The sequence below is a fragment of the Mesorhizobium sp. Arg314 genome (assembly GCF_053714275.1).
In genome coordinates this window covers 1-14,928 of the sequence record NZ_JBSKBP010000050.1, presented here as the reverse complement: position 1 = coordinate 14,928, position 14,928 = coordinate 1, and the positions used below count along the sequence as shown (strand labels likewise).

Here is a 14,928-nt window from a genome sequence, read left to right as displayed (position 1 = left end):
GACCATAGAGGAGACCACCATGAGCACCCTATTGATCGACATCCCCAGCGCCGCTCGTACTGCAGTCGGATCCTTTAACGGCGCGTTCGGCAGCACGCCGGCACATGAGATCGGCGCCGCGGTCATCAAGGGCGTGCTCGAGCGGCGGGCATCGAAGTGGATGAGGTGGACGAGGTGATACTTGTCCAGGTTAGTTCTCCAGGCCAGCGAAGGCCAGAACCCGGCGCGTAGGCGGCGATCAAGGCGGCGATTAAAGACGCTTGGGGCATGAACCAGCTCTGCGGCTCGGGTCTTCGCGCCGTGGCGCTCGGCATTCAGCAGATTGCGACCGGTGATGCGGATATCATCATTGCCGGCGGCATGGCATTCGAGGTCGATGGCGCCGCATTGCTCCCATTTTCGCGGCGGTGTGAAGATGGGCGACTTCAAGATGATCGACACGATGATCAAGGACGGCCTGGCTGACGCCTTACGGCTATCAGATGGGCACCACCGTCGAGAACGTCGCCCGCCAGTGGCAGCTCAGCCGTGAGGAGCAGAGGACACTTTCGCACTCGCCTCGCAGAACAACGCAGAAGAAGGCCGGGCACTTCGCCGACGAGATCATTCCCCTCATCGTCAAGGGGCGCAATGGCGATGTCACCGTCGACCAGGACGAATACATCCGGTATGGCACGCAACGCTCGACCAGATGACGAAGCTGCGCCCGGCCTTCGACAAGGAAGGCACGGTCACCGCCGGGCTATGCCTCCGGTATCAATGACGGCGCTGCCGCCACCCTGCTGATGAAGAGGCGCAGGCTTCCAAGCGTGGCATCCACCCGCTTGCCCGGATCGTTTCCTGGGCAACGGCCGGCGTCGATCCGCAGGTCATGGCCACCGGCCCGATCCCGGCTTCGCGCAAGGCGCTGGCAAAAGCCGGCTGGGCCATCGGCGACGTCGAACTGGTCGAGGGCCAGCGAGGCCTTCGCCGCACAGGCCTGCGCGGTCAACAAGGACCTCGGCTGGGATCCTGGCATCGTCACGTCAATGGCGGCGCAATCGCTCCATCGACCATCCGGTCGGCGCATCCGGCGCCCGCGTGCTGAACACGCTCCTCTTCGAAATGAAGCGACATGCACCAAGAAAGGATTGGCGATGCGGTGCATCGGCGGCGGCATGGGCGTTGCCATGTGCGTGGAAGCGCTCTGAGGGGGCAAGGTCATGACCTCCGCCGAGTACCCGCTCGACCGGTCGTTCGGTAGCCGGGACGCTAGTCTAGAATTGAGCGAGAGCAAGCACCCGCGACCATCGACCTGCTGGAACCCATACATTCATTCCGGTCGGCCATGACGGCGGCCCTTATCGACCCAGGATCGAAGCCGGGTGACGGGCGCCTAGGTTGGGAGCTACTCTCGTATGCCGTTTTTTCACTCGGACCGGTGAAACGCTACTGTAAATTGTGCTTATTGAAGGAAGTGCATTGCTTGCGGCAGGAGTGATGAAGTCGCGGCCTCCATTCGGAAATGTCAGGACAGTAAAGCGATTCGAAGCCAAAGAACTAAGTGAGGTACTCTGCCCATTCAAAATTCAGGCCTAGCCACCAGGAGAACCACGGTGATGTTTGGTTTGCCACACATCGTGAAGTGGCTCAGCATGCGTCGACCGCCCCTTAGTTTTCTAGTGGATGGAGTCTAACACTTGGTGCCCGCGTTTGACGGCGGCGATGATTTTGTCGGGGTCGGCGGTCCAAGAGAAGGGTTTGGGTTGCTGGTTGTGCTCTTGGAGGAAGCGGTTGATTGCCGCCTGGAGGTCAACGACGGAGTGGAAGACGCCTCGTTTGAGGCGACGCTTCGACAGTTTTGCGAAGAAGCCTTCGACCGCGTTGAGCCACGAGCATGAGGTCGGCGTGAAGTGGAAGGTGAAGCGCTGATGGCGGCCGAGCCAGGCACGCACCTTGGGGTGCTTGTGAGCGGCGTAGTTGTCGAGGACGACGTGGACGGCCTTGCCGGTCGGCACCTCGGCGTCGATGGCGTTGAGAAAGCGGACGAATTCCAGATGGCGATGCCGCTGCATGTTCTTGCCGATAACAGTGCCGTCGAGCACGTTGAGAGCAGCAAACAGTGTGGTCGTGCCATTGCGCTTGTAGTCGTGTTGGTGTGGACGGCCCCCAGCACGGCATCGATGTGCCAGAATGAATGAGGTCGTTGAAGATCTCAAGCAAAGGAGACCGTCCGTGGAACAGATTATTCGAATTGGCATGGATACGTCAAAGCACGTGTTCCAGCTTCATGGTGTGAATGCGGCTGAAGACCCGGTTCTGCGCAAGAAGTTTCGGCGCAAGGAGATGGTGGCGTTCTTCGAGAAAGCGCCGCCGACGGTGATTGCGATCGAGGCGTGCGGCGGATCGCATCATTGGGCGCGGCTCCTGCAGTCGTTCGGCCACGAGGTGAAGCTAATCCCGCCGCAGTTCGTCAAGCCATACGTCAAGCGAGGCAAGAACGATGCGGCTGATGCCGAAGCGCTGTGCGAGGCGATGAGCCGGCCGACGATGCGCTTCGTTCCGGTGAAGACAGCCGACCACCAGACGGCGCTGATGCTGCCCGGTATGCGCGACCGACTGATCCGAAATCGCACGCAACTCGTCAATTCGATCCGCGGTTATGCGGCCGAGTTCGGACTGACTGCCGCCAAGGGAATATGCAAGATTGAGCCGCTGCTCGAGCGCATCGCAGCCGATAAGTCGCTGCCGGAACTGGCGCGTGAGCTGTTCGCGCTCCACGGCGCGGAATATGCTCAATTGCAAGCGCGGCTGGAAGAGGTCGACGCCAAGTTGATGGCCTGGCATCGGGCCGATGAATGCAGCCGTCGTCTGGCGCAAATCCCCGGCGTCGGTCCGATCGGCGCATCGCTTCTGATGATGAAGACTCCAAGCCCCGAGGGCTTCCGATCAGGCCGGCACTTTGCCGCCTGGATCGGCCTGACCCCGAAAGATCACTCCACAGCCGGCAAGGTCCGGCTCGGCGTGATTACACGCGCCGGCGACGAAGCCTTGAGAAGTACGCTGGTGGTCGGCGCCACCGCTCTCCTGCGACGAGTGCGGGACGGACGGGGCAGGAATTCCTCGCCCTGGCTCCTCGATCTCCTCAAGCGCAAGCCGCCGAAGCTCGTCGCCGTGGCGTTGGCGAACAAAATCGCTCGCATCGCATGGAGAATGATGGTGACTGGCGAAGCGTACCGAACCAATGCTGTGCCGCCAGGTGCGGCGTGCGCGGCTTAGAAGATCAGCCAAACACGGGGAGCAGACGAAGATGCGACCGTGTTGAGCTGATGTAGGAACTTGCAAGAGAATGAGCAGGTGGTGTGATCGATCGATCCACGACGCAAGATAATCCGGATGACTCACTGGCCGTTGTAGGTCGCAGTCGTGTTAGGAACTCGCGTTGCGGAAACCATCTTGGCCCGCGGTCATGTGCGACCGCACAAAACAGAGGCCGGACATATGATCGCAAGCGATCCGATCAAAACGCAGCTCAACGCCTTGCGAGGAGGAGGGCCGTCCACATATGGGTCATGGTGCCGAGCCTACCCTTCTTCATGGGCAGGCCGGGTTGGGTGCGGTCGAGCGCCTGGATCTGGCTCTTCTCATCGACCGACAGCACGATGGCGTGGGCAGGCGGATCGACATAGAGGCCGACGACGTCGCGCAGTTTATCGACGAACTGCGGATCGTTGGAGAGCTTGAACTGGCGCCAGCGGTTGGGCTGCAGCCCGTGCGCCTTCCAGATACGACGCACCGCACTCGGGCTGATGCTGGCCGCGGCCGCCATCATGTCGGCGGTCCAGTGCGTCGTCTCGCCAGGCGGGTCCTGCAACGTCAGCGCCACCACACGCTCAGCCACTTCAGGCCCGAGAGGCGGAATGCGCGAGGGTCGCGTCTTGTCGCGCAACAGTCCTTCGAAGCCTTCCGTTGCGAAGCGCTCCTGCCAACGCCATACGCAGGTCTTGGATTTGCCGGTTTGCCGCATGATCTCGACGGTGCCCACACCGTCGCCGCTCGACAGAATGATCTCGGCGCGCCAAACATGCTTTTGCGGCGCGTTGCGATCCCTGATCAGCGCGCTCAGGCGCTGGCGATCAATCGGCGAAACGGTGAGGGATATTCCTGTGCGCATGCGCCAAACTCGCATGCGCACTCGCGAAAGGGAATCCCAAGCCGGACTCTTATGTTAGGCGGAAACCACTAGCTGTGGAGTCTCAATAGGTTGTCCCGACCGAAGCCAAGGCGGCTGTTGGGTGTTTTTGATTGTAAGCTGCCATGTGGCTTGTGCGGAGATGGGCTGTCGCTGATCCGGCAGTTACGTGAAAAATTTCTTCCATGCACAGGGACAAGCGGTGTGCGACACGTGCTATCGGCTTGTCGGATCGTCGACACAATACAATTTGCGCAATCTTTCATGGTGCTTGCGCTAAGTTACTGAAAAAAACGGCGTAAAGCCTTCCATTCGCCAGATCAACGCTGGCATCAGTTTTGCGTGATCTCTTTGCAAGGTGATTGTAGCTGCCCCGCCGAAAGGCAGCGGGTCATGTGCAGCGTGATTGGAGGCGGCAAGGTGAAACAGGAAGTTGCAGAATTTGCGTTGAATGCATCGCAGGAGCGGATGTGCTTTCTGGACGCGCTTGATCCGGGGCGCAACGATCTCAACATATGCTGCGCAATAGAAATGACAACACGATTGTCGACCCGGCAGCTGCATGAAGCTATGACGCCTATTGTACCGCAGCACGTCTTCCTAAATACGAGGCTTGTCCGCCGAGGCGGGCGTTATGTTTGGCTACGCCAAGTAGAATCTGAATTCATTAAAGAGGTGATTCTACCAGAAAGGGCATGCGCATCGGAAAAGAACCTTTCCACTCTGTATATAGAGTTTATAAGACAGCCTTCTGGACTAATGAATCGCTTTCCATGGCGATTACAACTTGTCCAGTGTGAAGGAAAAACGTACATTTTTTGTTTGTTTCATCACATTATCTGTGATGGTGATCGATCATTACTGTTATTCTTGCAAGGCCTTTCGGGCCAAACCAATATCGAGAGCGGCCACGGCACCCTAGTCGGAGTCCCTTTCGCAGAACCGTCAACGAAAGTCGATTGGGAAGCGGTGTTGCGCCTCGCTGAGGAGATCGACGATCTGGGCGATCTGCGGGCTAGGTTCCACCTGGGCGCGCCGCAACCGACTTTGAGGGAATTTGTCATTGCACCAGATGAGCAGAGTTGGGGTCATGACGAAACTGAAGCGGGTCTTTTGGCCGCATTGCAATTCGCAACTGCAAATCTGTTGAACAACGAGCAGACTATCGTCGCTATTCCTCAGGATTGCGTTCCCGATAGCTGCTCGGAATTCGGCTATTTTGGAGGTCCAGGATTGGCACTGATACCGCCATTGATTGAAGGCCGCTGTTTTGGGACCAGTTTCGGCCAAGTGCCGCAATGGGCACTGGCGCAGGTGGAACTCTCAACCCGCATCGGTCGCGTTCCGTACCAGGAGATTGCTGCCTCGCCCGGTTTTGCGGAATTGGGCCAGGCTGACAATCTGTTCGATATTCTCTTGGTGCGGCGTCGGATTTTCGGCTTCTCCAGCCCGTCGATCGCACGAGTCTTCGAGCCGGCGCCATCCGCCACACCGTACCTGATGGTCGCCAATCATTGGCGTGATACTTCCGGACGGTTGATTTGCCGGCTAGAGGCTGCCAATGGCCTGATGAACCATAGTTCGCTCGATTATCTGGCAGGCCGCATGAAAGCCTACCTGCTACCAAAACAGCCCATCGCAGCCCGTCCGAAGCAGGGGGTTGACTTCACCGGACCTCCCGCAGCTATGACGCCATTTTTTCTCGACGCATTGCGCCAGCAAGCTGATGGCAACCCAGAGCGTGAGGCGATACAAGGTCAACGCGACAGCTACTCCTACCTGTCACTAATCCGCATTGCGGATCAATTGGCCAGTCATATTCAGAGACGGATCGGTGGGAGCAATCCGACGGTCGCTTATGCCGGTCCGCGCGAGGTTAAGGAAATCACGGCTCTTGTCGGGGTGAATATGGCAGGCGGGTGTTTTCTTCGGTTGGATGAAAGCGACAGCCATTTGCACCTAAAGCAATTGGAAAGGACAGGTGCGGAGGCGATCCTAGTGACAGAGGAGGCGTTCCAGGATTTCGATCGGCCGGAGGGGTTCGCTCCTTGCGACACGCCGGTCGCAGGTTTTCGCCTTCTGGTCGGGTCACGAGAGCGGATCCCATCCCCAAAGTTTGATGCCTATGCAGTCATGACTTCAGGATCCACAGGAGAACCAAAGGTTATCCGGTTTCCGGCTGCACAATTGGACCAACTGGTGAAATGGCATCTCGACAGTCTACCCCAGGCAGATCGCATGGCTCAGCTGTCGTCGCTTGTGCACGATATAGCGTATCACGAAATCTATGCGACGCTGGCTGGAGGGCGCACCCTCGTCTTCGCGGAGCCGAATTTAAGGTCGAGTCCAGGCGCGCTCGCGTCGTTCGTGAACAAAATGGCATTGGACAGAATCTACCTCCCAACGGTGCTGCTGGAAGGAGCGGCCAACGCAGCGTTGGAACAGAACCTGCCTTGCCAGCATTTGCGAATGGTCATTGTTGCCGGCGCAACATTAGAGATCAGTGATAATATTCGGCGCTGGTTCGCTAAGACAGGCGCGACCCTCATCAACCATTATGGCATGTCAGAAACCCAGGACATAACCGCCCATGTCCTGGGAGGGACACCCGATGCTTGGCCAGACCGGCCCCATATTGGGCGGCCGATCGCAGGGACAAAGGTTTCTATATTAGGCTGCCGGAACGAACCACTTCCGGCGGGCGTGGCTGGCAACCTGGCGGTCCAGTTCCCGATCGACTCCGCGCAAGGGTTCTCAGCGCCGACAGTGTTGGGGGATGTTGGGTTTGTGGATGACGACGGCAATATTCATTTGGTGGGACGCAGCGATCGGATAGTCAAACTGCGTGGCAACCGGATTTCGTTGGAGGCGATAGAATTGGTTCTTCGTCAGCGCGAAGGCATTCTGGATGCTGCTGCAATTGCACCGCATGCAACGGCGTTTGGACAAGAGCCTCGAGTCTTTTATACATGCGAACCTAAACGTCCGGAGCCGCCGTCAAACGATCTGGTCGATTACATCGTAGTCAAACTCGGACGTCAGTTCCGTTGCCGGGTGTCGAAGTTGGCCGAGATGCCACGTCTGAAGAACGGCAAGATAGATTATCCGTCACTCAAACGCCGCGCTGCTGAGATAAGTGTCGGAGAGACATCCTTGTCGGTCCTAGACCAGGGAGCAGCAACCGACGACATGAAGGTAGCTGCAGCGATCCGCAACCTTGTGCCCGACGCGAGGTTCACAGCTTCTAGCCGATTCAGCGACATCGGTTTCGATTCTCTTGAGCTCATGTCGCTTGAGCTGGAGCTTGCCGGCACCTTTCCTGATTTGACGGTAGCCGATTTCTATCGCTTTCCCACCGTCGGCGCGCTGGAGACTCACCTTGAGAGAACCAAGAGTCCAGTCAAGTTCGATGCCCCCCGTCCCGTGCGATTTGAGGGGCGAAACGACTACGTCAGCGTCGTCGGAATGGCCGGTCGTTTCCCCGGGGCCTTAACTACGGAGGCGCTGTGGGAGAATCTGGCGGGCGGGCATTGTCTGATCACGAAAAGCAACGACGACGCAGCCAAAGAGGAGGCGAAAGATGGTTCCAGATATTTTGTTCCAAGCTTCGGACGGCTTGAGAACGTGGATTCATTTGACTACGAATTCTTTGGGCTCTCTCCGGCTGAAGCCTACAGGACAGATCCGCAGATACGGATTTTTCTCGAATTATGCTGGTCAGCGCTTGAACATTCCGGTGATGCCGGCTACGGGGCCGATACCCGCATTGGACTTTTCGCGGGTGCCGGGCTCAGTACATATTTAATGAATGAACTTGAGCCCTTGCGCAAAAGCAGGACCGATGTCTGTTTTCGCGAGGACAACACGCTGCAGCAACGGCTGGGCAACGACCGAAACTACCTGACATCCACGGTTTCCTATCGCCTTGGCCTCACGGGACCGAGCGTCACGATTCAGGCGGCTTGCGCCACGTCGTTGGCGGCAATTCACTATGCCCGGCGAGCACTGCTGAACGATGAATGCGATATCGCACTCGCCGGTGGCATTTCGGTGATTTGGCCTCAGCCGACAGGATACGACTATGTCGAAGGATCGGTCCGCAGCCCGAAAGGTCTTTGTCGCCCCTTCGACGCTGCAGCCGACGGAACCGTGTTTGGAAACGGTGGCGGCCTCGTTGTACTGAAAAGGAGCAGCGATGCTATCCGGCACGGCAACACAGTTTATGCAAACATCGCCGGTAGCGCGGTCAACCATGACGGCAGCCGCAGGATGAACTTTGCTGCACCAAGCCCCCAGGGGCAGGCTGATGTAATCACTTATGCTTTGCGCGATGCCGGCTTGGATCCCGATGCGCTGAGGTTTGTCGAGGCACACGGCACCGGTACGGTGGTCGGGGACGCCATCGAATGGAGTTCCATTGGGCTGAGTCTGAGGAAAGCCAAACGGAATGCGCCGTGCCTGGTTGGCTCCATCAAGGGCAACATCGGCCATCTCGACGAAGCGGCCGGGGTCGCCGGATTCATCAAGTCTTGCCTAAGTTTATATCACGCTGTCTTTCCGGGCACCTGCCATTTCCACGAACTAAATCCCCGGCTACGGCCGGATGAAAACATCCAGGTGACCAGCCAGCCGGTGCCGCTCGATCATTCGAGCCCGCTGGTTGGCGGCGTAAGCGCGTTTGGGATGGGGGGCACAAATGCCCACACCATCCTGCAAGGTGTACATGGCGGAAGATCAAGGGAAACGGTGGCATGACACAAGCAATCGGCACTATCCTTCCAGTGTCCGCGAGGTCGGTCCCCGCTTTTAAGGCCAACGCTGCTGCATTAAATGAATTCCTCTTATCTGGCATCAACTTCAGTAAGCCTGATTTGGTCGAAACCTTGTCGCGTGGGCGCCGTCATTTCAGCGCGTCCCGAGGCGTAATTTATGAACATGAGGGCAGCTATAATGTCCACTACGGCGAACCGCTGATGCGGCTTCCCGACAGGCAAAGTTCGTCAAATCTCATCTGGGCTTTTCCGGGCCAGGGAATGCAACTGAACTGGGATATCCTAGGCTGTCTGAGCAGCATTAAGGTGTTTCGGGATCGTTTCAACCAAATTCTAGACGGCTTACGGTCCCGTTTGGGCCATAGGGTCTTTACCGAAAAGATTGGTGCGTTTCTCCCGAAAACCGGCAAGAATAGTTTCGTGTGTGGTCGATCAAATACGATCCATGATCAGGCGCTTGTTTTTGCCGTCGAACTATCGCTGAGCGCCTTGTGGATGTCATGTGGAATTCACCCGGCGGGGGTAGTTGGGCATAGCGTCGGGGAAATCGCTGCCGCAGTGTCTGCCGGCGTGCTTGCTCTGGAGGAGGCATTAGATCTGATTGTCGCGCGCGCGGTGGCAATGGAACGGGTGCCTGAGAAGGGCTTCATGTGCCAGGTTGACGCAGATGCTGGGTCCTTGCAGGCTCCACTGCTCAAGGTCGGCCTAGAAATCGCTTGCAAGAACAGCCCCGATCGGACAGTCGTGGCCGGTCCAGAGGCTGGATTTGAGGTCCTTGAGAACTATTGTGCGGAAAATCGGCTAAGGCACCACCGCCTCAAGGTCGCAAATGCCTTTCACAGCGAGATTATGGCGCCAGCGTCGCAAGCTCTACGAGACAGAGGTCCCGTTCTCGCACCCCAGACTCCGCTGATTCCAATTTTCCCCACGTGTTCCTCGCAGACGGTTGAGCCATTCACGCGAGGCTACTGGGCTACGCAAATGCGATCTTGCGTTGATTTTATGGGGGCCGTGGAGCGTGTGCTAAATCAAATTGAGGCACCAATTTTTCTTGAGATCGGCCTCGGACAGGCGCTGAGCACCTTTACTCGCGCCACGGCTGGGCACAATGCCCGAGTTGAATTCGGTGTGGTACCGGGGATAGGCCTTCCCGGCAATCCAGTTGCCGAGAAAATCGCCGATCTGTTTGCGGCGGGCTATGCTGTGCCCTGGCATAAGCTTAACAACACCGAGGGTGGTTTGCTCGTCCCGATGCCGACTTATCGGTTCAGCCAGCGTGAAATCGCCAGCACAGCGTTTCGCATGCAGGCCGTCGAACAACACACGACCTCGCTTCCACCTCTCGGCAAAGGTACCATTCGCAAGACCACGGTGTTCGACATATCGCCGCCGGAAACTGATTGGTTTCAGGAGCATCGGGTGAACGGCGCCTATGTCGTCCCCGGAGCTGGAATGCTGGCGATGATTTTCGATTTTCTTTCCAACCTAGGCCATGCCACTGAGAATCAGTTGAATGATGTGGTTTTTGAAGCGCCTATCGTTCTGAACACGGCCGAAACCAGATGTCGGATTGGCATTCAGTTAGAAGGTGCTGACCGACCAAGGGTTGCGCTTTATTCTCGGACGATAGGGAAAGAAGAGACTTGGACGCGGAATGCTTTGGCCGTGGTAGACCCTATCGCAAGTTGGCCTGATGAAGCTGAACCTTGCGCGATGGGGGAATGCGGTAAGACCGTCGCCTCTGAAACCCTCTATGCACAATTTGCCCGGCAGGGGCTGGAATATGGTCCACAGTACAAGCGGATTGAAAGTAGCTGGCGTACCGAAAAGGCATTTCATGCTCGGCTCTCTTCGCTTTCCGGCGCCACCGGATTGACCGGACTAACCACGGCCCTGAATGCGATGTTGCAGGCCGCGAACTTTGAGATTGCTGTTCGAGGGCAGGAAACGCCCTTTCTCACGGCCAGCATAGGTTCGGTCAGCCTACGCGACGCGGCAAGTTCCGCCGATGCTGGAACTATCTCGGCCCGAGTTGATGGCAAACGCCACGCCATGCTTCTCGACGCTAAGCAAAAGCCGATCTGCGCGATGCAGGATGTCAGACTTATCCCTAGCAACCTAGTGCATGGCCTTGATACACTAGCCGAACCTGAGGATAGGCCAGTTCTGTCGACGGCGGCGGAGATCCTAGGCGTAGATAAGGCATCGCTAGATATAAACGGTTCCTTGTCGGACAACGGTGTCGACTCCTTTCAGTTAGTCGAGCTTCGCTTGGCACTCGAAGAATTGAGCGCTACCCGTGTACCACTGAGCTTGCTTTCTGACGGCGCCAGTCTCCAGGAGATTGATTGCCAGTTCGCTGCGATGAGCAGTGGGAAATCCCCTTTTCTGTCGGCCGCGCTTGCTGCTTCCGAAACAGCCGAACAACCCCGGCCGAAGATCTTTTTCGTGGAAGGGATTTTCGGCCACGTTGGGGGAGAGGCCGGACTGCGCCACTCAGTCAAGTCGAGCATCGATGTGATCGGTCTGGGCGCGCCCAACGACGGCACTTCTGACGACATTGTAGCGGCTGTCCGCCAGATGGCCGATGAAGTCGAGCACCACCAGCCGAATGGTCCGCTGGTGCTAGTAGGCCACTCATTCGGAGCTATGCTAGCATATTCCCTGGCCGTGGAAGTAGGATGTCGCGGCCGCAAGATCGAGCGGATTGTCGCCGTGGATGGCCTTTTGGCGCCATCATTGTCGCCGCTTCATACCGCCCGTGTGGACGATGACGATTTCAACCAGCTGCTAAACATGAGCCGGTGGAAGCCAACAGCGCCAGACTCCCCCTCGTCCACGGCAGAGGGCGTCGTGATCGGCGAATTGAAGCGGGTATTCGAGAAGAATTGCCGCATCGCAGCTTCAGCTCAAATCTACGCGCCGATCCACTATCACGTGACGCTGGTTCTACCTAGGCAGGACAACGTCACCGGCATAACCGAAGAGGTCTTCTTGCAGAACTTACGCGCAATCCAATCAGGTACCGGTGTAAGAGAAAACCCCGACGTTGAGATCCTGTGTGTCAATGGTGACCATTTCTCGATGATTCGCAGTCCGGCTGTCGATGAGATCGGACGCCTCTTTGTATCTCACGCAAGTTTATCCGCCCGACCAGAGTGAGCCTGGCGGGTGCCAAAATGACACTGGCGCGCGATGACCACCCTTTCACGGATATTCCGTTACTATGCATCCATGTTCCGCGTCCCAGAAAACAATCTGAAATCCACTTTCCGGTCAAGCTGCTGTGGTTCGGCTGTCCATCCAAAATTTGCCGATGATCCGGTTGACCCGGCTGTCCGCGTCTCTTGGAATTGTCGAAGCGATCCTGCTCCCCGGGGTCGCCGCCGTGCCGGCAGCCGTCGATCGTTGGCCAAGATCCGAAAGTTTGTCACCCGCGCAATTTCCTGGCCTCCCCTTCCAAGGTTTTGCGGTTGTTGCCGGTGTTCGCCGATCAGTTCCCGAACTTGCTCGGGCGTAATCCGGTGCTGCTTGGCGAAGTATCGGGCCTCGTAGTCCTCTTCCGCTGACACGCCGTGGCGTCCCGGAAATCGCGCTTCGTTTTGTCGTCTGCGATGGATGTTCCTCCTGAGAGAGACGAAAAACGGATTTGTTGCAACGTTTTTGGCAAGAGATCCTTCGATCATTTCGGAGGGTGCAATGTTCAAAGGCCGTCAGTTCGACCAATCTATGATCCTGCTTTGCGTGCGCCGGTACCTTGCCTACAATCTGAGCCTGCGTGATCTTGAGGAGATGATGGCCGAGCGCGGCATTACGGTCGATCACACGACCATCCACCGCTGGACCGTTCTTTTTTCGCCCTTGTTGCTGGAGCGCTTCAATCGGCGCAAGCGTAGCGTGACCGGCAAATGCACCGCACGCGCGCCATGGATCAGATTCGCGCAGATATCGGTTGCCGAGCTTGGAGATGCGGAGCAGTCGCGGCTTGCCTCCGGTGGTTGCCTGCCGCGGTGTCAGGCCCAGCTAGGCGGCAAGGTGATGATGCGCGCCGCAGCAGGCTTCCATAGCCAAGATGCAAACCGGTAGCTTGCCGACGAAATCCACAACACCGTCTCGGCGTAGGCGGCGACGCAGAACGACTGCGCCTGTCTCATCCAGCCGGCCACACGTTCTTCTCAAGATCAATTCAAGCACGAAAATCGATATCGGTCCGTTCCTCTCGTTCCAAAACATAACCGAACGCCTCAGAGGAGGGCCGGCCCTCCCATAATCACAAATCATCACCAACGCGACTTTTGCAGCAGCCTGTTAAACCAAAAGGCCCCCGGCAAACCCGGCCCGGTTCAGTTTGTCGAGTCCTCTACACAAGGCATTGTTGCCCTACCTCTGAGGTACAACAGGGCAAGTCATTGTTTCAGCACGACGACCTCTTTTCTCAGGCCCTACGTGAGATTGGCACGACTTTTGAACGTGCCTCATCGACCGATGTGGGAGCTGCCAGCCTAACCGGATGGGCCAGATCTGTTCGGACTATCCTCAAATGTTAGATACGGAGAACAACCATGTTTGTGCGCAGCCTGCAGGATGTAGAAGCCACCGACCACTTCGTCGAATGGGGCAGTGGCACCAGCCACCGTCTGCTGACGGAAAAGGACGGCATGGGATTTACCGTCTGTCACACGATTGTGCGGCCCAATACGGTCTCACTTATCCAATACCGCAACCACCTCGAAGCCTGCTATTGCATCGCTGGAGAGGGCGTAGTGGAGGACATGGAAGGCAATACCTTTCCTATACGTGAGGGCGATATCTACGTGCTTGACAAGCATGACAAGCATTACTTGCGCGGGGGGCGGGATAGGAACCTAGTTCTCGTCAGTATTTTTAACCCTCCACTCAAAGGCACCGAGCGCCACAACCTCAATGACGCGTCAGGTTCGACCTATTGATTCAAGGCGCCGAACTTTCGTCATGTGAACTCGCCGTAGAATCTAGCCGGGTCGAGCGTTGTTAAAAACTCTGCTGTATTACACTTGTTCCACCTGTATAAATTAAATTGTAGTGCAGGAAATGGCCATGACATATTCGTATAGCTAGCAGGAAGCGAAAATGAGCATAAATGATACGCAACATAAGAAATCTAATATCTGTGCCTCACTAGAACTATCATATCTATCAGAAAGTGAGTTGGTTGATAGTCCCATTAAATCAGTTGGAAAGAACGTTCGGATTGCCGAAACATGTAAGATGACCGGACTGGAAAACATATCTATTGGTAATAACGTCATAATTGATGGAAACGTAATATTTAATTGCTCGAGCGGATCAGTAACCATTGGTGATTATGTTCATATAGCATCTGGGTGCTACTTGAACGGAGAAGGAATGATTACGCTGGATGATTTTTCCGGCCTAGCCCCGGGCGTCCGCATATTTTCCGGAACGGACGATTACGCAGGAGGATATCTAACGAACCCAACCATTCCGGAAGAATTCTTTGGCGTCAAATTATCTCCCGTGTATTTAGGAAGGCATGTCATCATTGGATCAGGATCGGTAGTTCTTCCGGGATGCAATATCGGAGAAGGATCGTCGGTCGGAGCTTTGTCGTTAGTAACAACGCCTCTGAAGAGTTGGGGGGTGTTTTGTGGCATCCCAGCAAAGCTCTTGAAGCCAAGATCGAAAAAGCTTTTGGAGCTTGAACAACAGCTATTATCCAGGCCAGCCAAATGTTCATAGGACGCGAACCAGCCCCGCTCCAGCCCAGTCCCCACGACCTTTCCGAAAACCCGCTCGCCGCCACTGATCGGGTTGCCGCACAGCATAGATCGAACCTCGAGCAAGGAGGCAGCCAGAGGCGATCACGCTCGGCGCGCGGACTAGCGCCTCCGACGCCTAGGTCTTGACTGCCACAATCCTAAAGAGGAGCTTTACAAAATGTCAGTCACCGCCGCAGGTTCAAGCAAGCAAAATGCAGATATCGAC

Annotated in this window: 11 protein-coding genes and 4 pseudogenes; 12 read left to right on the top strand and 3 right to left on the bottom strand. The window is 56.7% G+C overall.

The window, feature by feature from the left end; genetic code table 11:
• The first annotated feature begins 19 nt into the window (after positions 1-19).
• The 6 genes from ACWGS9_RS30015 (at position 20) to ACWGS9_RS29990 (ending at position 1,190) form a co-directional block, all read left to right on the top strand.
• On the top strand, positions 20-178 hold the full coding sequence (locus tag ACWGS9_RS30015; protein ID WP_454508641.1) for a hypothetical protein: 159 nt from the start codon (positions 20-22) through the stop codon (positions 176-178).
• A gap of 89 nt (positions 179-267) precedes the next feature.
• Positions 268-465 carry a thiolase family protein gene (locus ACWGS9_RS30010; RefSeq protein ID WP_454508640.1) on the top strand — a complete coding sequence of 66 codons (198 nt, stop codon included), beginning with the start codon at positions 268-270 and terminating at the stop codon, positions 463-465.
• 17 nt (positions 466-482) lie between these two features.
• Complete coding sequence (locus ACWGS9_RS30005; protein ID WP_454508639.1) at positions 483-695, top strand: thiolase family protein; 213 nt, start codon at positions 483-485, stop codon at positions 693-695.
• Entirely contained in the window at positions 692-763 is a 72-nt protein-coding gene (locus ACWGS9_RS30000; RefSeq protein WP_454508655.1) for a hypothetical protein, read from the top strand. The genes ACWGS9_RS30005 and ACWGS9_RS30000 overlap by 4 nt, the downstream gene beginning before the upstream one ends.
• A 108-nt stretch (positions 764-871) precedes the next feature.
• Complete coding sequence (locus ACWGS9_RS29995) at positions 872-1,087, top strand: hypothetical protein (protein WP_454508638.1); 216 nt, start codon at positions 872-874, stop codon at positions 1,085-1,087.
• The gene (locus tag ACWGS9_RS29990) at positions 1,029-1,190 is read left to right on the top strand and encodes a hypothetical protein (RefSeq protein ID WP_454508637.1); all 162 of its coding nucleotides are present in this window, start codon (positions 1,029-1,031) and stop codon (positions 1,188-1,190) included. Before ACWGS9_RS29995 ends, ACWGS9_RS29990 begins: the two co-directional genes overlap by 59 nt.
• 468 nt (positions 1,191-1,658) lie before the next feature.
• On the opposite strand, the pseudogene ACWGS9_RS29985 reads toward ACWGS9_RS29990, so the two are convergent.
• Positions 1,659-2,132: pseudogene (locus tag ACWGS9_RS29985) on the bottom strand (IS630 family transposase); the annotation flags it as partial.
• 82 nt (positions 2,133-2,214) lie between these two features.
• Here ACWGS9_RS29985 and ACWGS9_RS29980 point away from each other — a divergent pair.
• On the top strand, positions 2,215-3,258 hold the full coding sequence (locus ACWGS9_RS29980; protein ID WP_454508636.1) for an IS110 family RNA-guided transposase: 1,044 nt from the start codon (positions 2,215-2,217) through the stop codon (positions 3,256-3,258).
• Between the two features lie 286 nt (positions 3,259-3,544).
• On the opposite strand, the pseudogene ACWGS9_RS29975 reads toward ACWGS9_RS29980, so the two are convergent.
• Positions 3,545-4,153, bottom strand: a pseudogene (locus ACWGS9_RS29975) (IS630 family transposase); the annotation flags it as partial.
• Positions 4,154-4,591: 438 nt separating this feature from the next.
• On the opposite strand from ACWGS9_RS29975, the gene ACWGS9_RS29970 reads away from it, so the two are divergent.
• From ACWGS9_RS29970 to ACWGS9_RS29960, 3 genes and pseudogenes are all read left to right on the top strand, one after another.
• Positions 4,592-8,926: a beta-ketoacyl synthase N-terminal-like domain-containing protein gene (locus tag ACWGS9_RS29970; RefSeq protein WP_454508635.1), complete on the top strand. Its 4,335-nt coding sequence runs from the start codon at positions 4,592-4,594 to the stop codon at positions 8,924-8,926.
• Positions 8,923-12,105, top strand: a complete 3,183-nt coding sequence (locus tag ACWGS9_RS29965; RefSeq protein ID WP_454508634.1) for an alpha/beta fold hydrolase — start codon at positions 8,923-8,925, stop codon at positions 12,103-12,105. Before ACWGS9_RS29970 ends, ACWGS9_RS29965 begins: the two co-directional genes overlap by 4 nt.
• A gap of 537 nt (positions 12,106-12,642) precedes the next feature.
• A pseudogene (locus ACWGS9_RS29960) lies at positions 12,643-12,846 on the top strand (IS6 family transposase); the annotation flags it as partial.
• 33 nt (positions 12,847-12,879) lie between these two features.
• On the opposite strand, the pseudogene ACWGS9_RS29955 reads toward ACWGS9_RS29960, so the two are convergent.
• Positions 12,880-12,966 (bottom strand): annotated as a pseudogene (locus ACWGS9_RS29955) (transposase); the annotation flags it as partial.
• Positions 12,967-13,505: 539 nt separating this feature from the next.
• Here ACWGS9_RS29955 and ACWGS9_RS29950 point away from each other — a divergent pair.
• A complete protein-coding gene (locus ACWGS9_RS29950; RefSeq protein WP_454508633.1) occupies positions 13,506-13,892 on the top strand; it encodes an ectoine synthase in 387 nt (128 codons plus the stop codon).
• A gap of 160 nt (positions 13,893-14,052) precedes the next feature.
• Positions 14,053-14,682 carry an acyltransferase gene (locus ACWGS9_RS29945; RefSeq protein WP_454508632.1) on the top strand — a complete coding sequence of 210 codons (630 nt, stop codon included), beginning with the start codon at positions 14,053-14,055 and terminating at the stop codon, positions 14,680-14,682.
• Positions 14,683-14,928: the final 246 nt, after the last annotated feature.